Annotated in this window: 32 protein-coding genes; all 32 read right to left on the reverse strand. The window is 67.6% G+C overall.

Annotated elements, in window-relative coordinates:
• Position 1: 1 nt before the first annotated feature.
• Positions 2-868, reverse strand: a complete 867-nt coding sequence (locus FRZ44_RS18905; RefSeq protein WP_151178642.1) for a hypothetical protein — start codon at positions 866-868, stop codon at positions 2-4.
• Positions 869-908: 40 nt separating this feature from the next.
• The gene (locus tag FRZ44_RS18910) at positions 909-1,337 is read right to left on the reverse strand and encodes a hypothetical protein (RefSeq protein WP_151178643.1); all 429 of its coding nucleotides are present in this window, start codon (positions 1,335-1,337) and stop codon (positions 909-911) included.
• 3 nt (positions 1,338-1,340) lie between these two features.
• Positions 1,341-1,646, reverse strand: coding sequence for a hypothetical protein (locus tag FRZ44_RS18915; protein ID WP_151178644.1), 306 nt, complete (start codon positions 1,644-1,646; stop codon positions 1,341-1,343).
• Positions 1,647-1,669: 23 nt separating this feature from the next.
• Complete coding sequence (locus FRZ44_RS18920) at positions 1,670-1,828, reverse strand: phage tail assembly chaperone (protein ID WP_407657996.1); 159 nt, start codon at positions 1,826-1,828, stop codon at positions 1,670-1,672.
• Positions 1,829-1,866: 38 nt separating this feature from the next.
• Positions 1,867-2,247 carry a gene transfer agent family protein gene (locus FRZ44_RS18925; protein ID WP_151178646.1) on the reverse strand — a complete coding sequence of 127 codons (381 nt, stop codon included), beginning with the start codon at positions 2,245-2,247 and terminating at the stop codon, positions 1,867-1,869.
• A gap of 6 nt (positions 2,248-2,253) precedes the next feature.
• Entirely contained in the window at positions 2,254-2,670 is a 417-nt protein-coding gene (locus tag FRZ44_RS18930; protein ID WP_151178647.1) for a phage tail tube protein, read from the reverse strand.
• A 101-nt stretch (positions 2,671-2,771) separates the two neighbouring features.
• The gene (locus tag FRZ44_RS18935; RefSeq protein WP_151178648.1) at positions 2,772-3,131 is read right to left on the reverse strand and encodes a hypothetical protein; all 360 of its coding nucleotides are present in this window, start codon (positions 3,129-3,131) and stop codon (positions 2,772-2,774) included.
• A gap of 97 nt (positions 3,132-3,228) precedes the next feature.
• The gene (locus FRZ44_RS18940) at positions 3,229-3,630 is read right to left on the reverse strand and encodes a DUF3168 domain-containing protein (RefSeq protein ID WP_151178649.1); all 402 of its coding nucleotides are present in this window, start codon (positions 3,628-3,630) and stop codon (positions 3,229-3,231) included.
• On the reverse strand, positions 3,623-4,090 hold the full coding sequence (locus FRZ44_RS18945; protein ID WP_151178650.1) for an HK97-gp10 family putative phage morphogenesis protein: 468 nt from the start codon (positions 4,088-4,090) through the stop codon (positions 3,623-3,625). The genes FRZ44_RS18940 and FRZ44_RS18945 overlap by 8 nt, the downstream gene beginning before the upstream one ends.
• A gap of 51 nt (positions 4,091-4,141) precedes the next feature.
• Positions 4,142-4,474, reverse strand: a complete 333-nt coding sequence (locus FRZ44_RS18950) for a phage head closure protein (protein WP_151178651.1) — start codon at positions 4,472-4,474, stop codon at positions 4,142-4,144.
• Entirely contained in the window at positions 4,474-5,052 is a 579-nt protein-coding gene (locus FRZ44_RS18955) for a head-tail connector protein (RefSeq protein WP_151178652.1), read from the reverse strand. Before FRZ44_RS18955 ends, FRZ44_RS18950 begins: the two co-directional genes overlap by 1 nt.
• Positions 5,053-5,055: 3 nt before the next feature.
• Entirely contained in the window at positions 5,056-5,871 is an 816-nt protein-coding gene (locus FRZ44_RS18960; protein ID WP_151178653.1) for a hypothetical protein, read from the reverse strand.
• Positions 5,871-6,239, reverse strand: coding sequence for a hypothetical protein (locus FRZ44_RS18965; RefSeq protein WP_151178654.1), 369 nt, complete (start codon positions 6,237-6,239; stop codon positions 5,871-5,873). The genes FRZ44_RS18960 and FRZ44_RS18965 overlap by 1 nt, the downstream gene beginning before the upstream one ends.
• A 9-nt stretch (positions 6,240-6,248) precedes the next feature.
• A complete protein-coding gene (locus FRZ44_RS18970) occupies positions 6,249-6,458 on the reverse strand; it encodes a hypothetical protein (protein ID WP_191908190.1) in 210 nt (69 codons plus the stop codon).
• A 3-nt stretch (positions 6,459-6,461) separates the two neighbouring features.
• Positions 6,462-6,893, reverse strand: coding sequence for a hypothetical protein (locus FRZ44_RS18975; RefSeq protein ID WP_151178656.1), 432 nt, complete (start codon positions 6,891-6,893; stop codon positions 6,462-6,464).
• Positions 6,894-6,966: 73 nt separating this feature from the next.
• Positions 6,967-7,404 (reverse strand): hypothetical protein, encoded by a 438-nt coding sequence (locus tag FRZ44_RS18980; protein WP_225308342.1) that lies wholly within the window; start codon positions 7,402-7,404, stop codon positions 6,967-6,969.
• 46 nt (positions 7,405-7,450) lie between these two features.
• Positions 7,451-8,695 (reverse strand): phage major capsid protein, encoded by a 1,245-nt coding sequence (locus FRZ44_RS18985; protein WP_191908191.1) that lies wholly within the window; start codon positions 8,693-8,695, stop codon positions 7,451-7,453.
• 74 nt (positions 8,696-8,769) lie between these two features.
• Positions 8,770-9,372 carry an HK97 family phage prohead protease gene (locus tag FRZ44_RS18990; protein WP_151178658.1) on the reverse strand — a complete coding sequence of 201 codons (603 nt, stop codon included), beginning with the start codon at positions 9,370-9,372 and terminating at the stop codon, positions 8,770-8,772.
• Positions 9,369-10,646, reverse strand: a complete 1,278-nt coding sequence (locus FRZ44_RS18995; protein WP_151178659.1) for a phage portal protein — start codon at positions 10,644-10,646, stop codon at positions 9,369-9,371. Before FRZ44_RS18995 ends, FRZ44_RS18990 begins: the two co-directional genes overlap by 4 nt.
• Before the next feature lie 9 nt (positions 10,647-10,655).
• On the reverse strand, positions 10,656-12,377 hold the full coding sequence (locus FRZ44_RS19000; RefSeq protein ID WP_151178660.1) for a terminase large subunit: 1,722 nt from the start codon (positions 12,375-12,377) through the stop codon (positions 10,656-10,658).
• Positions 12,289-12,780, reverse strand: coding sequence for a phage terminase small subunit P27 family (locus tag FRZ44_RS19005; protein ID WP_191908192.1), 492 nt, complete (start codon positions 12,778-12,780; stop codon positions 12,289-12,291). The genes FRZ44_RS19000 and FRZ44_RS19005 overlap by 89 nt, the downstream gene beginning before the upstream one ends.
• Before the next feature lie 222 nt (positions 12,781-13,002).
• A complete protein-coding gene (locus FRZ44_RS19010) occupies positions 13,003-13,344 on the reverse strand; it encodes an HNH endonuclease signature motif containing protein (RefSeq protein ID WP_151178662.1) in 342 nt (113 codons plus the stop codon).
• 144 nt (positions 13,345-13,488) lie between these two features.
• On the reverse strand, positions 13,489-14,196 hold the full coding sequence (locus FRZ44_RS19015) for a hypothetical protein (protein WP_151178663.1): 708 nt from the start codon (positions 14,194-14,196) through the stop codon (positions 13,489-13,491).
• Between the two features lie 214 nt (positions 14,197-14,410).
• Positions 14,411-16,021, reverse strand: a complete 1,611-nt coding sequence (locus FRZ44_RS19020; RefSeq protein ID WP_151178664.1) for a DNA primase family protein — start codon at positions 16,019-16,021, stop codon at positions 14,411-14,413.
• A complete protein-coding gene (locus FRZ44_RS19025) occupies positions 16,018-16,773 on the reverse strand; it encodes a hypothetical protein (RefSeq protein WP_151178665.1) in 756 nt (251 codons plus the stop codon). Before FRZ44_RS19025 ends, FRZ44_RS19020 begins: the two co-directional genes overlap by 4 nt.
• Positions 16,770-17,339: a GcrA family cell cycle regulator gene (locus FRZ44_RS19030; RefSeq protein WP_151178666.1), complete on the reverse strand. Its 570-nt coding sequence runs from the start codon at positions 17,337-17,339 to the stop codon at positions 16,770-16,772. Before FRZ44_RS19030 ends, FRZ44_RS19025 begins: the two co-directional genes overlap by 4 nt.
• Positions 17,336-17,752, reverse strand: a complete 417-nt coding sequence (locus FRZ44_RS19035) for a hypothetical protein (protein WP_151178667.1) — start codon at positions 17,750-17,752, stop codon at positions 17,336-17,338. Before FRZ44_RS19035 ends, FRZ44_RS19030 begins: the two co-directional genes overlap by 4 nt.
• A complete protein-coding gene (locus tag FRZ44_RS19040) occupies positions 17,749-18,048 on the reverse strand; it encodes a hypothetical protein (protein ID WP_151178668.1) in 300 nt (99 codons plus the stop codon). The genes FRZ44_RS19035 and FRZ44_RS19040 overlap by 4 nt, the downstream gene beginning before the upstream one ends.
• Positions 18,045-18,626, reverse strand: a complete 582-nt coding sequence (locus tag FRZ44_RS19045; protein WP_191908193.1) for a GcrA family cell cycle regulator — start codon at positions 18,624-18,626, stop codon at positions 18,045-18,047. Before FRZ44_RS19045 ends, FRZ44_RS19040 begins: the two co-directional genes overlap by 4 nt.
• Positions 18,627-18,690: 64 nt before the next feature.
• A complete protein-coding gene (locus FRZ44_RS27095) occupies positions 18,691-19,149 on the reverse strand; it encodes a hypothetical protein (protein WP_191908194.1) in 459 nt (152 codons plus the stop codon).
• On the reverse strand, positions 19,146-19,748 hold the full coding sequence (locus tag FRZ44_RS19050; RefSeq protein WP_151178670.1) for an MT-A70 family methyltransferase: 603 nt from the start codon (positions 19,746-19,748) through the stop codon (positions 19,146-19,148). Before FRZ44_RS19050 ends, FRZ44_RS27095 begins: the two co-directional genes overlap by 4 nt.
• Complete coding sequence (locus FRZ44_RS19055) at positions 19,745-19,987, reverse strand: hypothetical protein (RefSeq protein ID WP_151178671.1); 243 nt, start codon at positions 19,985-19,987, stop codon at positions 19,745-19,747. The genes FRZ44_RS19050 and FRZ44_RS19055 overlap by 4 nt, the downstream gene beginning before the upstream one ends.
• Positions 19,988-20,321 lie beyond the last annotated feature (334 nt).

Here is a 20,321-nt window from a genome sequence, read left to right on the forward strand (position 1 = left end):
GTCAGCCTCCCAACGCATAGACGATGGCATCCATGCTGCTGTCCGGTGCTGCGGCGGCGGCGGCGCGAACATAGACGTCCTGTCCCGACGCAACATCATACATCGGCGGACAGCATCCCATGGCGTCCTTCCATGCCTGCTCGACGGTCCCGACGACGCCGTAACCAATATCCTGAGCGACGATGATCTTGTTCGTCGCATTGACGGCGATGTCCCAAAGATAGCTGTTCGCCGTCATCGATGAATCGTTGCTGCCGATTCCAAGCTGCCACCACCAGGCATCGAAGCTGGTCGTGCCGAGGGTAGCCGAGTAGGAGCCCTTGGCGCTGGTGCCGGGCGTGACGGCAACGCCGGTTGTGGATGCCGTCGTCGCTCCCAAGGTCTGGACTTTGGTGCCGACTCGCAATAATTCGGGACGTGTCGGTTTGCCGAAACATCTAACGCATACGCGAGCGGCCGCCGCTGTCGCTGCCACATCTTGCAGCGCCGCCCCGATGGCGGTGCCGGCTTTGAGGAACAGGGGAAAATAGTACCGCTGTCCTGTCGCCCCCAGGGTAAAGGCGGGGTTATTACAATAGAGATTGGCAATCGCGACAGACCAGGACGAACCTGCATTGCCGGCACCCGCAGCCGGGTCGATCAGAAGATCGACTATTGACCGCCGGATTCCGGCGCTGCTACTCAGGCCAGAAAAGCAAATGGCAATGCCATAGCAATCCTCGGCGATGCCGGCGAGCAGCGCGGTGTTGGCGCCTTTGGTATTGGCGACGCCGCTGCCTGGAACGCTCGTGCCGAGCCCGGCATCAGTATAGGTCGAGCCGAAATTATCAGTCCGCCAGTTGAACGAATTGCCGGGCGTCCAGAGCATGGCCGGCTCCCGTCCTTCTGCGCTTACTGCTCCGGCCCCATCACTGCTCCGGCATCGTGACGGTCCAACTCGTGATCGAGATCGCGGCCCCCGCCACGATCGCGACGGTATTGAGGTTCATGTCGGCGCCCGAGGTGCCGACGCTGCCGTCGATCACGGCGACACCATTGCTGTCGGCGCAGCGGAACCAGGCCGCCGTGCCGGTCGCGTCGGCCGAGCTGTCGTCGGTGATGGCGCTGGCCGTCGCACGACCGCCGGGATTGGCGTCGGCGGCCGCGCCGAAGGCCGGGTCCGAGAAGGTCAGCGTGCCCAGCAGCGTCTGCGCGCCGATCGCGGTGTCCGGATCGGTCGCCTGGGCCGTGGTGTAGAGCTTGGCCGTGGCGGCGCCGGCGCCGGCATCGAGCAGACCGACAATGGCATCGCAGGCGGCCTTGGCCGCGGCATTCGATATCCGGGTCGCGGTCGTCATGGTCTAGCCCTCCTTCGGCATGTAGCCGGCCGGCCGCTTCTCTTCCAGCAGCCGGTGGAAGACCTCGTCGCTGCGCGGGTGATCGGCGCGCAGCTTCGCGATGCGATCGTCGAAATCCGCCAGCGCGGCCGGCCCCAGATGCTGGCGGATTTCGGCCGCGAGGAAGTCGAACTCGTCCTTGTAGGTGAAATTGTAGAATTGCAGCATGACCCAGTCGCGGTTCATGCGGCCTTCGTCGCGCAGGAACCAGGCCGCATAATCCTTCGCGGCGCGGGCCAGCGTCTCGGTGTCCAGCTCTCGGATCGCCATTGGGGATTCCTGTCTGTCCGGTGTCATGCCAAGCCTTTGGCTTCCAGCTTGGCCTTGAAGGAGGCGAACTCGGCCTCGGATTCGCCCTTGTCGCCCCTGCCGTTCGCCGCGGCATGGCCGTCCAGCGCCGCGAAAAACTCATGCGGCGTGGCAGCCCAGAAGTCGGCGGGCCTCCAGCCCAACGCGCCGGTGGCGATGCCCAGATAGCGGCGAAACGGAATCAGCTCTGACCGCTCGCCGCGTCCGCTTCCCCCGAGCTGTCGTCTCCGCTCGGCGTCTTGCCGCCCGTGATCGCGTTGATCAGGAACTGGTTGACCGGATCCACCAGCGAGGTGAGCCCGTCGGCGAGGATCATCGCGCCGACCTTGGCGAAGTCCGCCCGTTCCTCGCCGGCGCCCTTGAGCCCGGCGGTGACGATCGCCGCCATGTCGCGCACGCCATATTTGCCGGACGCGATGCGCCGGGTCAGCTCGACCAGGCCGACGCCGGTCCGGACCTCCATCTCGACCAGATGCTCGAAGTCCGGCCGCATGACGAAACGCCGGCCGTCGAGCGTGATCGCGACCTCGCCCCGCTCCGGATTGGCGATCTTGTCGGTCATCTTCTATCAGCCCGCGGTGAAGACCGGCTGCGCCGCGGCCTTGAGCGTGATGTCATAACTCGTCGGATTGTCCTTCGGCCCCGCGATGTTGCATTGCGTGATCGCGAAGGCCGCCTGCCAGTAATCCCCGGTATCGTTGAGGATCAGCTGCGCGTTGATCTGCTCGGGAACGACGAAGGCGTCCATGACGCGCTTCAAGCCCGTGGTGTCGGGCCAGTTGCAGTTGCCCGAGACCTGGACCGACATCGACAGGTCGCCCGAGACTGTCTCGCCCCAGACGCCCGACGCCTTGTCCGACATGTCGATCTCGCCCGCCTGCATCGTGAGCGTCGCATCCTTCTGGCCGGCGAGCGTCGTGAAGACCTCGCTGCCGCCGCCGTCGCCGATCTTGACCAGCACCTTGCGGCCGACTTCCTTGCCCATGGGGCGTCTCCTTTATCTCAGGGTTGCATGCCAATGAAGCCCGCCGCGAGATGCGAGCGAGGTCGAAGCTTGAAATCAGAGCGAAGCGATCGGAAAGAATCTCAATCCAGCGTCGGCAGCCGCACCGCGGCGACCGTCATCGAGGTCGTCGCCGACCAGGCGAGTTCGACCTCGCCGTTCTCGTTGTTGTAGGCGCCCACGGGGAACGGCCCGATCAGGCGGAACTCGCCGGCCGTCACCGTCACCACCTTGTCGGCCTTGGTCATGGTGCCGATGCCCGGCACCACCTTCGAGGTCTTCTGCGCCGTGATCGTGATGTCGTGATCGGACCCGTCGCCGTTCTTCACATAGAGTAAGTTCCGCTGGTCGCTCGGATTCGGCATCGTCTGCGACGCCGCCGCGGCCACCGGCACCACTTCGAGGCCGGCATCGCTCATGTTCTGGACGGTCAAGGCAGTCATCGTCGTTCTCCTCGAAAAACATCACGCCCCCTCCCCCTGCGGGAGGGGTTAGGGTGGGGGCCCGCAGGGCCTTCACCGGCACTGCGGGGAGGGATTGCTACACGCTCTCCGTCAAAATCCTGTACCGCGCTATCCCCTGCCACAGCGCCGGGTCGGCCCCGCGCACGCTGTCGCTGGCCTCGCAGATCACCATGACCGTGGTATGGCCCTCGATCTCGAGCGCCGCTTCCTGCTCGTGCAGCGCGTCGTGGATCGACGCCAGCACCGTCTTGACCGCCTCGCGGCCGCGGGTGCCGCCCTTCGACCAGACGAAGATGGCGGCCACATGCTCCTGGCCCTGCGCGGTCTTGTCGCCGTCATCGCCGGAGACCACGTCGCCGATCGTGACATAGGTCGTCGGCGTGTCCGGCGGCACGTCGTCATAGACCGGGATCGGCGCCAGCATCTCGGTCAGAAGCGCATAGAGCGCCTTCTGCAGCGGCAATCCGGCGTCAGCCACGGGCCACCTTTTGCAATGCCAGCCGGATCGCCGCGCCGATCCGCGCCACGATCTCGGCCTTCTGGGCCTTGTAGGCCGGCAGCACGAAGGGCTGCGGCTTGGTCCCGGGATGCCGGGCCCCTTGCGACTGCAGCGCCGCGCTGCGGCCCCTGCGGGCCAGGCGCGCGCCCTGCTTCAGCGAATGCGGCTTCGTCCCGAATTCGACCCACCGCGCATAGAAGGCCAGCCGCCGCGCCTTGGCCCCGATCACGCCGGCCCGCAGCAGGAAGCCGCGGGCCGTGATCAGGTAGCGCAGCGAGCGCGCCAGCAGCCCCGTGCGCCGCGGCACCCGCGCGCCCATTTCGAACAGCAGCGTCTGTCCGGCCCGCCGGATCTCGGTCTTGATCGGCTCGGCCGCCTCGTCCGGCAACCGCTTCAGGATCCGCCGCAGCTTGTTGACCCCGTCGAACCGCGACGCCATCTCTCTTCTTTCTCACCCCCTTCCCTTGCGGGAGGGGGTAGGGGGAGGGCCTTACGCCAGGCCCTGGTCGTCGGCCAGGATCGCGAGAAACCGCCCCCGCTCGTCCAAATTCTGCACCGCCGCGATCGTCAGCACGCGCCCGGACCAGAGAATCCGGTGCGTCGTCTTGATCTCGATCGAGGGCGGCCGGCGGATCGTCACCCGGTAGCCCTGCGCCGCGACCAGCTGCTCGGCCTCGAGCCGTTCGGCCCCGGTCAGCGGCTCGACCCGCGCCCGGCAGCGATGCGCCAGCGCCCAGGTCTCGAGCTGCCCGCCCGAATCCGTCGGCCCCCGCGAGGAGGCCTGGATCTCGACCGTCTCGCGAAGCTGCCCGATGCGCGGCATCACCAGACCTTGTTCAGATAGACCAGGCTCTCGACCCCGATCGGCATGGTGGTGACGATATTGCCGATATTGACGGCCTCGCGGTTCTCATAGAGATGGCCGAGTTGCAGCTTGACGGCGGAAACGAGCGTCGGCCGCACCTTGTCCGCCGTGGTGCCGTAGCCCGCCTTGTATTCGATCCGCACCGCGCCCAGCTCGCAGCGCGCGCAGGGCCAGACCTGGCCATAGGCGGGCGCCAGGCGCGCCGGCGTCGAATTGGCATCGACCTGGTAGAGCGCGGGGTCGAGCGTCTGCAGCGTGCCGTCCGCGTCGACATACTTGACGCTGTCGACCGAGATCAGCGGCGGCCGCGGCAGCCGGATGACCGGATCGCGGCAAGCCGGGAAGGCATCGAGCGTCAAGCGCCAGGTCTGCTGGAGGAAGGCGCGGCCCGTCATGCCCTCGATCGTTTCGGTCGCTGCCGCGACCAGCGCATCGATCGTGACGTCGTCGTCGGCGAACTCGACGCGCAGATGCGCCTTGGCCGCGGCCGTGTCCAAGACCGGAACCGTGGCGGCGGTGATGAGGGTCAAGCCCATTGGTTATGCCCCGCCCGTCAGATGCGTGTCGCCCCACGACAGGGCCGAGCCGGTCGCCGTCGTCACGATATTGTTGCCGGCGGCGCCAGCGGCGCGCGCGATGACCGGCACCTCGGCCGCGCCGCTGTCGTAATTGCTTTCGTCGAGCTGCGCAGCTGTTGGCGCAGCAGTGCCCGTGCCGATTACGTTGCCTTCCTCGCCGAAATCGACTCCGATCGCGGCGGCGAACGCATAGCCGCAATCCTCCGGCGTCGGCGAGATCAGCAGCTCGTTCGGCACCGCATCGCCCGGATCGGCGCCGCCGGCGGTCGCGGTGTCGTTCCAAGCTGCGTTGCCGATGGTACTCGCGACGGCGAGACCGTTCGCGGCCGTACCGGCATCCTTGGCCCGCAGGGTGAGCGTGACGTCCGGATCGGTCGCCACGGCCGCCGAGAAATTCGTATCCCGCGTCGACCCTTCGGAGATCTGGCTGCCGACGAAGCTGCCATTGTTCCAAAAGCCCGCGAAGATGTTCATCGCCGTGCCAGCGTTCGCCGTCACCGCGATCTGGTTCGGAGCCGTGAACGCGCCCGACACGTAGGTATAGGTCGTTCCGTTGAAGGAGAAGGTGTCGCCATCGGCAGGCGGATCGCTGCTGGAAAAAGTCAGGACGGCCGCCGCCTTCGCGCCGGTCTCGGTTAGATATTCGACGTAGGTGTAGGTCTGGTCGTCGAGCGTGACCTGATCGCCGGGCGCTGGCGGCTCGCTAAAGGACAGCAGGCCAGAAGCGGCAGCGCCTCCGCCCGCGCCCGACGACAGCAATGTCAGCAGCCGCCCCATCAGACCGGCCGCACCAGCAGCACCAGCGCGCGGTCGGCGCCCTGGTTGACCGGCGACCCGGACGTGCCCGACCGGATCTTCAGATACCGCAGGCCCGCCCACGCCGCCGGCTCGATCGCGATCGCGATGCTGGCCGCCGCCGACACCGTGATCTCGGTGCCCGCCGCATCATAGAGATCGGCGAAGCTGGCGCCGACGCCCGTCGGGCTCGCCTGGAAGGTCAGGTCGGCCGCATCCCAATCGGCGGGCATGACGATGCCGGTGAGTGACATGCCCCCGAGATCGACCACATCCGACAGACTCTCTCCGTTCGCGACTGTTGCCGTGACAGTGTCGCGCGGCAGATTGACTTCACCACGAATGGTCAAGGCGGCCTCCTATTTGCCAGGTGACGGCCGGCGGCGCCGGCGGGCTGTCGTCTCGGGCGCCGAAAGCATGGCTTGCTCCTCGGTGCCGGGTTGGTCGACCTGGTCCGCGAACCGGCCTTCGATCAGCGCGTAAGCCGCCGCCGGCGGCAGATCGACATCGGACCCCGCCAGCCAAACACCGGCAGGACCCGCCATCGTCGTCTTCATGCGAACGCGCATCGCTCAGGTTCCGATCGCGATCCAATCGAAGTTCTCGGTCCCGGTCGAGGCCACCAGCGTCGGATCGCTGCCGCTCGTGTTCTTCCAGGCGTAGATATCCAGATTGCCGTCGCTGCCCGCATAATTGACGGTGAGCACCGAGGTATTGTCGCCCGGCGCCGACGTGCCCTTGAGTGTGGCCACGGCGGCCACGATCGTGGCCAATCCTGTCGCGATGGTGGTCGGATTGGAGCCGTCGAGCGCCGACGATCCGCGGGCGATTTTATAGCCCGCGACAACACCGGCCGGTGCCGTCGCCAAGGCCGCCGTCCTATCGGTGCCCGCGATCTTGAGTGCGCCGCCGGTCTCGACATCGATCTCGCCGCCGCTGGCGACGACCTGCTTGTCGCCGCCACTCGTAAGATAGACTTTCGGTTGAAAAGTCGGATCGGCCATCGGGCCCTCCCTTGGAAACTGCCACGCCCAGGAATGAACCCCAGCCAGATCAATGCTGGCTGGGGTTCGGCGATTAGGCCTGCGGTGCGGTCCTGCCGTTCATCTGCACCCACATCGCCGCGATGAACGCATTACCGGCATTGCCGGCCGGCGTGATCGTGGCGCGGATGTACCGCTTGTTGCCGCGGTAGCCCAGCTTGAAGGTCGAGTCGTCATCGTCCTGATCGAAGCTGGCAGCCGCCTCGGTGCCGATTAGGTCGGCATCGGCGACAGAATTTGCGCCGCTCATGTCATCGGCGGCACTCTCTTCCAGCAACACTGTGAAGGTGGCGCCGGCATCCGCGAGGGACCCTGTCGCGATCAGCAGCTCGTTGGCCGCGAAATTCGCGGTGTCGAGAATTTCGCTCACAAAAGCCGTGTTGTCGGTCACCGCGGCGGCCGGGCTGATCGCGCGGCTCACCTTGATGTCGTTATGGATATCCATGTCGAGTTCCTCCGGCGCCGGCGGCACGCGGGCCGCCGGGCTCTCTAGAAGGTTGCGATCGGGAGATCGGCGATCAGCCCAGCTTCACGCGGGCGAAGGCCTCGGCCAGCACCGGCATGCCATCGCCCTCATAGCGACCGATGATGCCGTCCTGGTTGGATTCGGCGTAGAGCTCGACCAGGCGCTGGACCTGCATGTCGAGGGCATCGACAATCCAGTACCAGGAGAAGTCGCCGAACATGCCGACATAGAGCCCGCTGGTGAAGGTGTTGGGCGCGTACTCGCTCATATCGAGCGGCCGGCCCAGCAGCATGTCCGGTTCGCCCTCGCGCACCGATTGCCGCCAGATATACTGGCCTTCGCCGTCCTTCAGCTTCGTGATCTGCTTCACGCCATCGCGGTGAAACAGCCAGGACGCCTTGTTCCAGTACTGACCCTTGACCGCGAACTTAGCCTCGATCAGACCGTCGAACTTGATCTGGGTGGCATCGTTTCCGGTCGAGACGTCGCGGCCGGTCGGAATGCCGTCGTTCGAGGCCGTGAACACGCCGAGCGGCTTCTTGACGCCATCGCCGGTCAGGTAGGCCTTTTCCTGGGTCACCGCGAACTTGTAGGCCAGACGGTCGCTGACGATCTGCTCGATCGGCAGGGACGAGATCCGGAGGAGCTTCTTGCTGATCTTGATCCGCTTCGCCATGGGATTCGGCGCCAGCTCGCGCTTACCGAACTTCATCGCGGTGTCTTCGTTGCCGGTCGACAGCTCGACCGTCCAGTCGGCATCGTCCGGATCGGCGTCGAGCGTCGGCACGCCAAGGCTCTCGGACTTCGTCAGCGCCGGCAACACGGTGCCGCGCTGGCGCATGATGACCGCGTTGTCGACGTTCTTGATCAGCGTGGCCATCCAGGCCGGCGGCGCGATCGTGTAGCCGCCATCGGGATTGGAGCCGGCATTGAGCGAGCGTTGCTCCTCGTCATTGAGGCTCCGCAGCCCACCGACCAGGAATTTTCGGTAAGCCTTCATCTGCCGGGCTTCGATGGTATCGCCGCCGCCCTGGCCACCGGCCGCCGCTTCGCGAGCGCGCTTCTCGGCCTCGGTCTCGCCGGCCTTCGACGCCATCTCGCGGTCGAGCTCGACCTGGCGCTCCTCGGCCTCGATCTGCACACGCAGCTTGTCCTGATCGGCGAACAGCGTGCTGTGCTTCTGCGTCTCCTCGGTGGTGGCGTCCCGCTTCTCCTTCTCGGGCGCTTCGAGGATCTCGCGCATTTCCTTGACAATCTTGCCCCGCTTCTCGCGGAGGGCCTTCAGGCGATCGGACATCGTCATCCTCCAATGAAAAAGGGCCGCCCCATGGCGACCCTGTTGCCGTCACCCTCCGGCGACGGGAATTTGAATCAGATCTCGGCGTGGCGCTGGCGCATGGCCCGCAGGTTCGGCATCGTCGCTGCCGCCGCCTGGCGCTGCAATTCCGCCTTCCATTCGGTCAGGGACCGCACGGCAATGTCGGTTTGCGGATAGGCCGGGAAGGTCACCGGGCTCACATCGAACAGCCGCACCTGCTTGAGCGTACGGATCATGTTGCCCTTGCCGTCGTCTCCCCAGTCCTGCCCGCCGGCGCGCACCGCGAAGCCAAAGGACATCTGGCTCACGTCGCGCCGCTGGATCGGCGCCACCACCAGGTCGCGGATGGTCTGGGTGTCGGGCATCTCGATCTCGATCGCCAGCCCGCGCGCGTCTTCGCTCAAGGTCAAGGTCTTGGACCGATTGCGGCCCAGGACGAAGTTCGGATCGTGATTGAACAGCGCCCGGATGTCGTCTTTCTGGATCGTCTCCAGGAAGGCGCCGGGCGCGACCTGCTCGCGGAAGCCGCCCAGATTCTCCGACAGCTTGTTGAACACGGCCGCATGTCCGCGCAGCACGGGCTTGCCGTCGGCGCGCTTCTCGACCTCGAGTTCCTCGGCGACGAAGAACCGCCGTTCGATCTCTTCGATGCTCATGTCGCGGATTCCCTGTTCTCGCGGGATTGCTTCTGGCCGGCATCCTTCAACAGCACGTCGAGGATCTTGTCCGCCGGCGCCATGGTGAGAGGGATGTATCGGGTATCGCCGCCTTCATAGCCGTCCATGTCCTCCGCCGCGGCGATCTGGTTGGGCGAGATCGAGGCCGTGCGAAAGAGCACGTCATAGAGCGCCGCGCGCGCCGCGCTGTCCCCGCGCAGCAGCCCCTTCATCTCGAAGCCGATGAAGAACCGAGCCTGGTCCGGCGGGCTGAGCAGCGAGAGGTTGAGTCGATCCTCGAAGCGACGCACCCAGGGCAGCACGGTATCGGTGACGAACTCGAGCGCCTGGTGCTCGATGTTCGAGAAGGTCGCCTTCGACAGATCCATGACCTTGTGCGGTGGCACGCCGAAGATCCGGCAGATATCGGTCACGCTGAACTGCTGCAGCTCGAGATATTGCGCATCATCGTTCGACAGCCCAAGCTGGAAGGGCTCCATGCCGCCATCGAAGATCGCCAGCTTGTGCTGGTTCTCGACGCCGCGATGACGCTTCTCCCAGCTCTCGATCAGCGCGGTCTTCGCGTCCTCCTTCAGGATGGGTGCCAGCTTGATGCCGAACTTCGGCGCCGCATTGTTCGAGTAGAACCGCGCCAGGTACTCGCGGGCCGCGACCGACAGGCCGACCGTCTCGCGGTGGTAGCCGATCGGCGACAATGCATTGACGCCGCCATCGAGGCTGAGGCCCGGCAGCCGCAGGACTTCGCGGGACTGAAGCGTAACCGTGACGTTGTTCTGATCGCGGTACTTGTAGCTGATCTTCCCGTCATCCATAGGGACGGGCTGCACGCGATCGGGGTGAAGGGGAATGAGGGCCGCGGTCGCTCCGTCGCCACGCTCGATGATTCGCGCGAAGCTGTCGCCGCGCAGAACCGTATGTGCGGCCATCATCTCGATGAACTCGAATGCCGTCTGCCGCTCGTTCGGCTTGCCATGCAGCAACGGATAGAGCGGATGCTCGATCGCCCGCCGCTTGCCGTTGTCATTGCGCTCCCAGATCAGGAGCGGCATCGTGGCCAGCGTTTCCGCCAGTACCTTGACGCACCGATAGACCGCGGTGACCCGCATGGCGCTGTCGGGTGTCACCGATACGCCGGAAGCCGTCATGCTGCTTTGGCCCCACCATTCGGCAATAACCGGATCCCGAGGCGGCACGCCCGGCGTCACCGTCGAGCGGTACTCGAAGACCTCCATGATTCGGCGCAGCAGGCCCATCGCTCGCTCCTACGCCGCCAGGCCGCCGCGGGCCATGATCACATCGTTGATGTCGGGTTCCGCCGGCGGCGCGACCATCGCCAGTCCCATGCCCATGATCGACGCCACCACGCCGTCGATGCGCAGCGTCGCCGCGCTCTTGTCCGGCTTGATGTTGCCGGCGGGATCGGTCGCGACCGATACCGCCTTGACCATCTCGCGCAGCACCGGATGGCCGCCATGGCGAAGGCGGCCGGCCAGGATCTCGGCCTCGAACTGCTTGGAGGGTTCCGACATCGAGCCGTAGCCCTGCCGGAACTCCTTCATCACCAGGCCCTCGCCCTGCATCCGCACCGCGAACTGCATCGCGTTCCAGGGGTCGAAGCCGGTCTCGACGAGCTGAAACTCAGCCGCATCGGCCATGAGCTGCTGCTCGATATAGCCGTAATCGATCACGTCGCCGGGCGTTAGCACCAGCGCGCCCATCCGCTCCCACTCGCGGTAAGGAAGCCGGTCCCGCTTCTCGGCGTTCTCGACCCGCTGCTTCGGCAGGTAGAGCCGCGGCACCAGATGCCAGAGCCCGCCGATCGTCTCCGGCGGGAAAGCCAGCACCCTCGCCGAAAGATCGACCTTCGCCGACAGGTCGACCGCGGCGAAGCAGCGGCGGCCCTTCATCGCCGCCGGCAGATCCTGCCATGCGATCTCGCCGGCGCAGGCATCCCAGGCCTCGATCGGGATCCAGCGCGTGACCTGCTCGGTCCAGATGTTGAGATGGTAGCGCTTGAACTCGTTCTCGAGGCGCGGGCTCTCCTGCGCCTTGGCGCGCTCGGCCCGGATGTAATCCCACTTCGGCGAGATGCCGATGCTGGGGTTGACCTTCGCGACCGTCTCGTCGGAGAGCCAGTCGTCATTGTCGTTCGCGGCGAAGATCACCGGCAGGAAGGTCGGGTCGACCAGCGTGCCCTCGAGGATCTTCAGCGCGCGATCGTGCAGCTCCCACCCGTAGCCGACGCCCTTGATGCCGGCCGTGGTGAGATAGACCTCCAGCGGCTGCTGGCGCGCGGCCGTGCCCTTATGCACCACGTCGGCGAGCTCTCCGGTCGGCCAGACATGGATCTCGTCGCCGATCGCGAAGCTGGGCGAGAAGCCCTGCTTCGTGCCCGGCATGCGCGACAGCGGCTTGAAGCTCGCCATCAGCTGCGCGCAATAGACCGAGGTCTTGAAGGCCTCGCAATGCTGCATCAGCAGGTCCGAGAACTGGACCATCACCGACGCCTTGTTGAAGACGATCTTGGCCTGGTCCTTGTCGGCCGCCATCGCATAGCCCTGGCCGCCGAACTCGCCGTCGCCCAGCAGCAGCAGCAGCGCCAGGCCCGCCGCGAACTCGGTCTTCCCGTTCTTGCGCGGGATCTCGATATAGACGACGCGGATCAGCCGCGTGCCGTCGGCCTTCTTCCAGCCGAAGATGGTCCGCACGATGCGCCGCTGCCAGGCCGCGAGCGTGAAGGGCTGGCCGGCCCATTCGCCCTCGGTGTGGCGCAGATAGCGCGGGAAGAAATCGCAGGCCGCGTCGGCCGCCTTCCGGTCGAACCAGCACCCCGCCGGGGCGCCGTTCGGCGCCGGCGGATCCGGCTCGTCGGGCTGAGACGGCGGTGGTGCTTCCTCAGTTGAGCCTGTCGGTTCGGGCGTGAGCGAGGAGGCCGATCGGAGAGCCCGGGCCCGCCGGCTCGCCGCCTTCGGTCTTGCCGCCATCGCTCGACGTTCCGTTCGGGTTGTCCAGCGGCAGCGACGCCTGGGCCGCCATGCCGCGCAGGATGTTCTGGCGCGCCGCCGGGTTGAGGCCGAGCCGGTCCTCGTAATCCAGCAGCAGCTTTGCGGTGCGGTGATGCACCAGGATCAGCGGCTCGATCCGCTTCATGCGGCCATGCGCGCTGTCGGTCCAGTAGACGCGGGGCTTGCCCCGGAGCTGCAGCTCGATCGCCCACCACTCGGCCAGCGTCTCGCAATAGCGCTCGAGCGCCTGACGGTCGGACTTCTTGACGATGTTGACGCGGGTGAGCTCGGGCGCCACGCGGGCCCAGAACTTCTTCGCGTTCTCGCTCAGATGCCGCGGCGTCCCGTCCTCGAGGTCCGCGACCTCGACGACATCAGCCATCGTCTTCCGCCGGCGCTTCCCCGGATTCCCCTTCGCCGCCCGCACCGCCGCCGGCTCAGCCCTACGCCCGCGCATGTCTTTCTCTCAAAAAAAGATTCCCGAATTCCGCGGCCCCGCAAAATCTATGGCTCGCGCGGTCCGGAGGCGGGTCGGTCCAGAGATTCGACCCCCCTACCCCCTCGCGTTCATAATCGTTAATGCGCGGGGTGCAGGGCGGGCTGGTCAGGAACGGGGGGCCCTGTTCGCGAACGCGCTGTCCTCGGTCGCGGTCTTGGCGTCGTGGCAGGGCTTGCAGAGCGGCTGCCAGTTGTCGCTGTCCCAGAACAGGGCCTTGTCACCCCGGTGCGGGATGATGTGATCGACGATGATGGCCGCGACCGTCTCGCCCTTCGCCTCATGCTTGACGCAAAGCGGATGCTTCGCGAGGTAGGCCTTGCGGGCTTTGTCCCATCGGCTGTCATAGCCACGCTTGCGGGCCGTGCCGCGGCGCTGGTCATAGTCGGCCTTGCGTTGGGCCTCGGTGCGGGCGCCCTGGGGACGATGCACCGGCGGTCGCGTCGGCATTACATGGCAGCCTCGGTTGTGGGGAAAAGGAAAGCGCCCGGTCGGGGATCTCCCGCCGGGCGCAATTCAACCATCCGCACGCATGTCAATACCTTCGCCCGACCCTTGTCAAGCCTCGCTTAAATCATGCGATGGCATCGGCATTCAAGCGGCCGCGCGCGAATCGGATGCCGAGTTCCACGGTGCCGACGCGACGGCCGGGCCCGTGGCGCCATGATCCTTCAGCAGCTTGTGCTGGGTGAGATACCAGCGCAACCACGCCATGCCCGACCACCACTGGCCATAGACCCAGCGCGCGAGGTCGATCTCCTCCTGCGAGATGGCGAGCCTGATCTCGCAATGGCTCGGCAGATCCTTCCGGCCCTCGCGGCCCCAGACCACCTTGACGCTGCCATCGGCCTTGCGCACCGGCTCCCAGCGCTGGACCGCGCCCGGCAGCCAATCCGGCCGATCGCCCTGGCGCGCATGCACCAGCAGCAGCCCGCGCTGCAGCGGCGTCAGGGCCAGCGACCTGCCCGTCTCGCGATCCTTCCGTCGCACCAGGATCGCTTCATGCACCGCCTCGGCATCCGGATGCAGCTCGCCGGCGGGCCGACCCAGCCCCTCGATCTTGGCGCCGAGCGCGATGATCTCGGCGATGCGCGCGCAGCCGTCGGCCGAGCGGCTCTGGATCTCGATGCCGTCGGCCTCGGCCTCGAGCCGATGCAGCCCCTGCCCGCGATCAATGACCAGGTCGGCCTTCTGGCGCTGATAGGTCCAGTGCAGGAGGGCTTCGATGTCGAGAGACCGCAGAGTCTTTCGAGACCCCTTCTGGATAGTTTGGATAGTTGGATAGTTTTCCCTAAGCCGCATAGAGAAACCCCTTATAAGTGTCGTTCCCTCACATGCGAGGGCCGCAGAAAGCCTCCAAACCCTCCAACCCTCCAAGAGCGTTGATCCGGCTTGGCAATCCTCATGGATAGTTGTGGAGGGTTGGATAGTTCCGGAAGCGGTCGGGCTGCCGCCCTCGCCCCCGCGCCCTCCGCTCGCCAGGCGTCAGCCCGCGCGACCCTCCAACCCTCCACAACTATCCATTTCCATACTCGCCCTCGCTCGACGCCGGCGGCGGCTCGTTGCCCTTGGCCGGCGCCTGCCAGGTCAGCTTGATGTCGAGATAGGATTTCTTGCCGACGATCTCGCCCTTGATGCCCATGTCGCGCAGCTTCAGCCCGAAGCTGGTCTGGCTGATCGGCTTCATGGCCGATTCCTCGGCCCAGGCGCAGTAGGTCTTGAACAGCACCGTGGCGTTGATGCGCTCGCCCGGCGCCGCCGCGGTGCAGCTCGTCATGAACTCGCGCACCGTGTCGCTCTCGGAGCGGTATTCCTCTGTTGTCGCCTTGATCTCGTCGGGCACCGCCAGCCCGTTCTCGAGATAGTCGACCAGCCCCGCCAGCAGCCAGTTGAAGATCCCGGCCGTCTCCTCGTCGATCAGCTCGTCGGCCAGATGCGGATTCGGCGCCGGCCCGTTGACGCCGTCGAAGGTCACGCCCCACAGCACCAGCAGCAGCCGGCGCCAGATGCCGTTGTCCTGGCCGCGCACGATCGGCTTCACATTGGCCGAGAGGATCAGCTTGAAGCAGGGCGTGAACTCGAACAGCCCCTCGAACAGGTGCCGCGCCAGGATCTTCTCGCCGCCGGTCGCGGTCTTGATCACCGATTCCGACAGCCGCGCCCCATGCTCGGGCTCGCTCGCCACCAGCAGCCGCGCGCCCGGCAGCCGCGCCAAGTCGGGCGAGGCGGCGTCCGCGCGCCGCTCGGCATAGAGGAAGGTCTCGATCCCGACCGTCAGCGTGTAATTGCCCAGCACATGCTGCAGCACCTTCAGGAACACGCTCTTGCCGTTGGCGCCGAGCCCGTAGAACAGCACCACCTTCTGCTCGCGCGTCAGCCCGGTGAGGCAATAGCCGGCCCAGCGCTGGATGAAGCGGCGCACCGCCACGATCGGCAGCGCCTCCTCCATGAACTTTTCCCATTTGGGGCATTTCGCCTTGGGATCCCAGACCACCGGCGACAGATGCGTGATCAGGTCGTCGCGCGCATGGTCGCGCTTCGCGACCTCGAGCCCGAGCTCGACCGTGCCGTCGGCGATCGAGAACAGCCAGGGCACGTCGTCGAGCGCCGTCGGCTTGATGCCGAGATAGGGGGCGGCCTCCGACAGCATGCCGCGCAGCTTGTTGTGGTTGCCCGACGCGATGGCGAACTTGTGATGCGCCTCGGCCCGGTCGAGCAGCGCCTCCTGTTTCGCCGCGACGGTCTCATGCTCGGCGCGCTCGGCGAAGGTCCGCGCCTCCTCCATGATCGCATCGGCCGTGGCATGGGCCTTCTTCACGATCTCATGCCCGGGATCCTTCGAGGTGCCGGATCGCTCCCAGCATTGCCCGTTCCAGACGAACCAGCCCGCCTGGTCGACGAAGCGCACGTCGTCGCCATGGCGCCGCCGCAGCCGCTGCCCGTTGCCGACATCGTTGCGCGGCAGCTCCTCGATCGGCTTGCGGTCGCCGCCGAACAGATCGCCATCCGCCGGCGGCCCGGCCAGCGACGCCAGGCGCGCGGCATTCTTCTCGGCGCGCGCCGTCGATTTTGCCTTCGCTCGCGAGGCCTTCTCGTCGAGCGGCTTGGTCTTTGGTGGTTCGGTCATGCCGCCTCGGCGTGGTCGACGATCTCGATCACCGGCGCCGGCGGGCAATGCGCCGCATGGCGCGCCCGCGCCGCCGCCTTCTGCCGCCGCGCGATCTCGAGCCCCTGCGCCTCGTCGGCGCAGACCAGGCTGCAATGCAGCAGCAGCGCCTGCGCGTCGGGATGCTCCCAGTCCATGACCCAGACCGGCCACAGCGCCTGGCGCGGCATGCCGAGGCCCCAATCGAGCGGCGAGCCGCCCTGGGCCAGCCAGTCTATCGGCGTCGGGCAGAGCCGCACGCGCCAGGGCGCGTCGTCGGGGGTCCGGTGCCACGGATCGAAATGGACGCCCAGCATCGACAGTGGGCCGCCGCGGATTGCGACCTGCGCCGGATCCTCGGCGTCGATCAGCAGCATGTCCCAGGCCCGCAAGGCTCGGCCGGCCTCCCAGCAGAGCAGCGGCACCGTAATGCACAGCGCCCCGTCCTCGCGATCGGTGACCGGCTCCCAGCAGCCGCCGCGCTCGGCGCGATAGCGGCCCAGCCCGGGATAGACGCCGTTCCGGAAGCGATAACCCTCGCCCAGCGCGGCCCGAAGCCGCGCCAGCGCCGCCGGATGCTCATGGGCCCGCATCGCCGCCTCATAGGCCTCGCGCGTCAGCCCATGCGCCCCGGCGCCGGCGACGAAGGCGCGGTCGATCTTGTCGGAGGCGTAGGCGGCGATATCGACCGGCGGCTCGGCCAGGTCGGAATCGTCAAGGTCCAAATCGCTCATGCCGCCTTCCCCGCCATCAATCGCGCCCGATCCGGTGCCACCATCGCCGCTGCATCGGCGCGCACCGTCGCCAGCAGCACCTTCGGCTTCGGAATTCGGCTTCTTCGCCCCAGCCCCAGCTTCCGCAGCCGCCAGCGGATCGAGGCTTGGCTGCGCCCGAGCTCGGCGGCGAGCGCGCGCGTCTTCAGCCCTGTCCGTGCCAACACGCGCAGCCGCGCATCGTCGGCCGGCAGATAGGCCCGCTCATCGAAGCGGATCCCCCGCACCACGGCCCGGCTATGCACAGCGGAGGCCGAGATCCCGAGACGCCGCGCTGTGTCTTCCATCGTCACGCCCGAGGCCGCCCATTCGCGCACCTGGGCCACGATCGCGGGGGTCCATCGGAAGTAGCCCCGCTTCACCCGCTTCAGCCCGAGCCGGAGGCATTTGCCGCGCACGGCCGAACGCGACGCCCCCAGGCGCCGCGCGATCGCCGGCGCCCCGAGCCCCTCGGCCACCAGACGACGCAGCTCGGCCTCGCGCGCCGGCGTCCAGATCGAGGGAGGTTTCGGGCCGCCAGGATTCATGCCGCCGCCCCTGTCCGCCGCCTGCGATGCAATTGAGTCCGGATCGCTGCCTCGGTTCGCCGCAGGACCACGCCCATTCGCTCGGTCGGCCAATCTGCATCGCCCATGAGATCGAGCGCGTTGAGCTCGACCGCGCCCCATTCACTGCGAAGTCCCAGCCACCCATGGCCGCGCCCGGGTCCGGCCGAGCGAATTGCCTCGGTGGGGTCGCAAGGCCGTTGCAGCGAGGCGGGTTGCCTCTCGTCTTGTTTCACGTGGAAAGTTGCGGCTGGCCTCTGACCGCGCCAGCCTCCCTGCCAGATCAGCGCCAGCGGCTCTTCATGACGATCGCCATAGGGATTGGCGGCGCGAGTTTTTCCCTCGAGGCGCGCCACGACGCCCCGAAGCCAGGCGAGATCCGCCGGCGCGCTCACGACGCCGTCCCCTCGGCCGCACCGCCCGGCGCCTGCCAGGGCAAGCCCCAGCGCTCGAGGGCGCCCGACCGCTTCAGCCGCTCGATCGACTGGCAGATCGCCAGCCGGTGCGGGTGGGACGGATAGAGCCGCGCGAGCGGCTCCTCGGGCAGCGCGCCGGCCCGCGCCAGGATGTCATAGAGCCGTTCCGTCGAGAGCGCCCGCTCGGCCGTCTCGATCGAGAACAGCACCGCGCGGTCGAGCTCGGCTTCGGTCAGGACCGCCTGTCCCCCGGAGCCTTGGCGAAGGGGGATCATGCCGCTTTCGCCTCCGGATCGTACCGCTCGAGCGAGGCCAGCCCGCGCCCGCGCGCGGCCGTCTCGTGCTCGGCGCAATAGACATGCCCGAGCTCGGTGCCGGCGCAGCAGAAGCGCAGCGTGCCCTCGCGCAGGTCGCCCTGGGGCCAGCGGCAGTCGCGCGGGCCCGCCTCGATCAGCGGGCGCCAGCGCCCCCGGCCCTCCACCAGCGCCGCCGGCATCGGCTTCGGCGCCTCGGCCCGCACGGGGATCGGCGCGCGCGGCAAGGGCGGCGGCGAGGTCGGACCGTTCCACGCCGCATCCGGATCGCGGTCCGGTGGCGGGATCATCCCCCTATGCCCTTCGGGATCCGGGGGACATGGCTTGGGCGCGGCGCGCGGCGGAATCACTCCCGCCGCCGGCGCGCGGATGATCGGCGAAGGCCGCGACGCCAATCCCATGCGGTGCGCCTTGCCGATGACCTGGTTGCGCGTCACGCCCATGGTCGCGGCGATCTGCGAGGCCGTGTATCGCTGCCCCCAGAGCCGGCGCAGCAGCTCCATGCGCGCCTCGGTCCACAGCTCGCTTTCGTTGCCCATGCGAATCCCCTCCTTCGCCAAGGCTTCGGAGGGCGGGCCCTCCGGAGCATAATCCCTTATGCGTCTATCGCGACGAGAGCGCGCCGGCCGAGCTGCGGCGGCGCGTGAAATGCTCCAGCGGCTTGCGGCCCTTGTGCGACGCGGCCAAATCCGGCATCGCCGGCGGCATCGCCACGCGCGGCCGCGCCCCGCCCTCGGGCTCGACCCAGCCGTCGCGCCGCAGCGCGACATAGGCCAGATGCCCCGAAGGCCCGCGCCGCTGGAACAGCGCCACTGCGCGCATCATCTGCAGCCGCATGAAGAACCCCAGCAGCCCGTCGCCCTGCTCATGGATCGAGGCCGCGCTGTCCCAATAAACCAGCAGCCCGCCCGGCGGCGTCGCCTCGAGCTTGTGGATCCAGTCGGTCAGCGCTGGCGTGACGCCACTCGCCTCGATCTCGGCGCGCAGGGCGGCCGACAACGGCACGATGCCGGGGCCGATCGAGAGGGCCTGCCCTCCGAAGCCTTGGCGAAGGAGGGTCATGCGGCCTGCTCCCCGAACTTCCCGACCTGGTTGCCCCAGGCGTCCCAGCCCTCGCGGCGCGCCCGCGCGAACATCTCGAGATAGGGCCCGTCATAGAGCCGCTCGATGCGCTGATATTGCTCGTCGGGCTTGCGGCTATGCTCGCGCAGCGGCGCCAGGATCAATTGCTCGACATCGCGTGACCCCGGCTTGACCTTCGGCGCGCCCCGCGAGGCCCGCAGGCAGAACTCGCTGTTGCCGCGCGTGCCATAGCCAAGGCCCATGAACAACTTGTCGAGATCGGCCCAGAGCGTCGCCGCCGATCGGTTCTGCTTCACCCAGACGAAGCCGCAGGTCTTGTATGTGAAGCCCCAGGCTTCGATGACCCGCAGGGCGTCGGGCAGATGCGGCCAGCAGCCCCACATCAACAGCGTGCAGTCGTCCGCCGCGAGATCCGTGACCGGCAATGCCATGATCTCCGGTGTGGCCATGGTGTCGTAATGCTGCGACGCGCCCTTGCCCTGGCCCCGGTGCGACCGTGTCTCGAAACGCCAGGGTGGGTCCGCAAGGATGACGCGATAGCGATGCCGGGCGTGGCCGGCAAAGGGATCCACCGTCATCGCCCCACCCCGAACGCCTGATCCTCCAGCGACCGCGCCGCGAGGCGCAGCAGCCAGGCCGCCCGCTCGGGCGGCAGGCCGTTCATCAGCAGCATGAAGCCGCCTTCTTCCGAGACGCCGACGGCGATCAGCTGCGCGAAGTCGAGCGCGATCGCGTCATCGATCACGGCGTCGGGCTGGCGCTTCGCCGGCTTCGGATCGCCGACGCGCACGCCGCGGAAGATCGGCTCGACGTCCATCAGCCTGCCCCCCCCGGCGCCCCAAAAGAGGCCCCGCTCTCGCGAGCGGGGCCAGTCTCGAACAGGGAGGCCGCAGTTGTGAGACGCTGCGTCGCCGTCATCGCGCCCAGGCGGGGGACGCCCACGCGATCTCGTGAAAAGGATCCGCCGGCGGGCTTCTGCCGCCACCCGCCGGCGTCGTCCCGCGACTGGCGATGCGCTCGGCTGCCGCGGGAAGAGGAAAGAGAAAACGCCGGCGACGTCTTGAACGGGACTCGGCGCGAGCCCGGAGCGGACTGCTCTCCGTCGCCGGCGTTGATGCGCGCCCGGGGTTGGATCCCGCAGCGCGCATGGG

The organism is Hypericibacter terrae (assembly GCF_008728855.1).
Taxonomy (GTDB): Bacteria; Pseudomonadota; Alphaproteobacteria; order Dongiales; family Dongiaceae; genus Hypericibacter; species Hypericibacter terrae.

Bases quoted from the DNA above. Each gene is read 5' to 3' on its own strand.
- FRZ44_RS19055 (WP_151178671.1), bottom strand. From the start codon at position 19,987: ATGGACGTCGAGCCGATCTTCCGCGGCGTGCGCGTCGGCGATCCGAAG.
- FRZ44_RS18905 (WP_151178642.1), bottom strand. From the start codon at position 868: ATGCTCTGGACGCCCGGCAATTCGTTCAACTGGCGGACTGATAATTTC.
- FRZ44_RS19030 (WP_151178666.1), bottom strand. From the start codon at position 17,339: ATGAATCCTGGCGGCCCGAAACCTCCCTCGATCTGGACGCCGGCGCGC.
- FRZ44_RS27095 (WP_191908194.1), bottom strand. From the start codon at position 19,149: ATGACCCTCCTTCGCCAAGGCTTCGGAGGGCAGGCCCTCTCGATCGGC.
- FRZ44_RS19045 (WP_191908193.1), bottom strand. From the start codon at position 18,626: ATGGGCAACGAAAGCGAGCTGTGGACCGAGGCGCGCATGGAGCTGCTG.
- FRZ44_RS18925 (WP_151178646.1), bottom strand. From the start codon at position 2,247: ATGACCGACAAGATCGCCAATCCGGAGCGGGGCGAGGTCGCGATCACG.
- FRZ44_RS19015 (WP_151178663.1), bottom strand. From the start codon at position 14,196: ATGCGGCTTAGGGAAAACTATCCAACTATCCAAACTATCCAGAAGGGG.
- FRZ44_RS18945 (WP_151178650.1), bottom strand. From the start codon at position 4,090: ATGGCGTCGCGGTTCGACGGGGTCAACAAGCTGCGGCGGATCCTGAAG.
- FRZ44_RS18970 (WP_191908190.1), bottom strand. From the start codon at position 6,458: ATGCGCGTTCGCATGAAGACGACGATGGCGGGTCCTGCCGGTGTTTGG.
- FRZ44_RS18935 (WP_151178648.1), bottom strand. From the start codon at position 3,131: ATGACTGCCTTGACCGTCCAGAACATGAGCGATGCCGGCCTCGAAGTG.
- FRZ44_RS18915 (WP_151178644.1), bottom strand. From the start codon at position 1,646: ATGGCGATCCGAGAGCTGGACACCGAGACGCTGGCCCGCGCCGCGAAG.
- FRZ44_RS18930 (WP_151178647.1), bottom strand. From the start codon at position 2,670: ATGGGCAAGGAAGTCGGCCGCAAGGTGCTGGTCAAGATCGGCGACGGC.
- FRZ44_RS19000 (WP_151178660.1), bottom strand. From the start codon at position 12,377: ATGGCGGCAAGACCGAAGGCGGCGAGCCGGCGGGCCCGGGCTCTCCGA.
- FRZ44_RS19020 (WP_151178664.1), bottom strand. From the start codon at position 16,021: ATGACCGAACCACCAAAGACCAAGCCGCTCGACGAGAAGGCCTCGCGA.
- FRZ44_RS19010 (WP_151178662.1), bottom strand. From the start codon at position 13,344: ATGCCGACGCGACCGCCGGTGCATCGTCCCCAGGGCGCCCGCACCGAG.
- FRZ44_RS18985 (WP_191908191.1), bottom strand. From the start codon at position 8,695: ATGTCCGATCGCCTGAAGGCCCTCCGCGAGAAGCGGGGCAAGATTGTC.
- FRZ44_RS19040 (WP_151178668.1), bottom strand. From the start codon at position 18,048: ATGATCCCCCTTCGCCAAGGCTCCGGGGGACAGGCGGTCCTGACCGAA.
- FRZ44_RS18995 (WP_151178659.1), bottom strand. From the start codon at position 10,646: ATGGGCCTGCTGCGCCGAATCATGGAGGTCTTCGAGTACCGCTCGACG.
- FRZ44_RS19050 (WP_151178670.1), bottom strand. From the start codon at position 19,748: ATGACGGTGGATCCCTTTGCCGGCCACGCCCGGCATCGCTATCGCGTC.
- FRZ44_RS18960 (WP_151178653.1), bottom strand. From the start codon at position 5,871: ATGGGGCGGCTGCTGACATTGCTGTCGTCGGGCGCGGGCGGAGGCGCT.
- FRZ44_RS19005 (WP_191908192.1), bottom strand. From the start codon at position 12,780: ATGGCTGATGTCGTCGAGGTCGCGGACCTCGAGGACGGGACGCCGCGG.
- FRZ44_RS18990 (WP_151178658.1), bottom strand. From the start codon at position 9,372: ATGAGCATCGAAGAGATCGAACGGCGGTTCTTCGTCGCCGAGGAACTC.
- FRZ44_RS18975 (WP_151178656.1), bottom strand. From the start codon at position 6,893: ATGGCCGATCCGACTTTTCAACCGAAAGTCTATCTTACGAGTGGCGGC.
- FRZ44_RS19025 (WP_151178665.1), bottom strand. From the start codon at position 16,773: ATGAGCGATTTGGACCTTGACGATTCCGACCTGGCCGAGCCGCCGGTC.
- FRZ44_RS18950 (WP_151178651.1), bottom strand. From the start codon at position 4,474: ATGCCGCGCATCGGGCAGCTTCGCGAGACGGTCGAGATCCAGGCCTCC.
- FRZ44_RS18955 (WP_151178652.1), bottom strand. From the start codon at position 5,052: ATGGGCTTGACCCTCATCACCGCCGCCACGGTTCCGGTCTTGGACACG.
- FRZ44_RS18910 (WP_151178643.1), bottom strand. From the start codon at position 1,337: ATGACGACCGCGACCCGGATATCGAATGCCGCGGCCAAGGCCGCCTGC.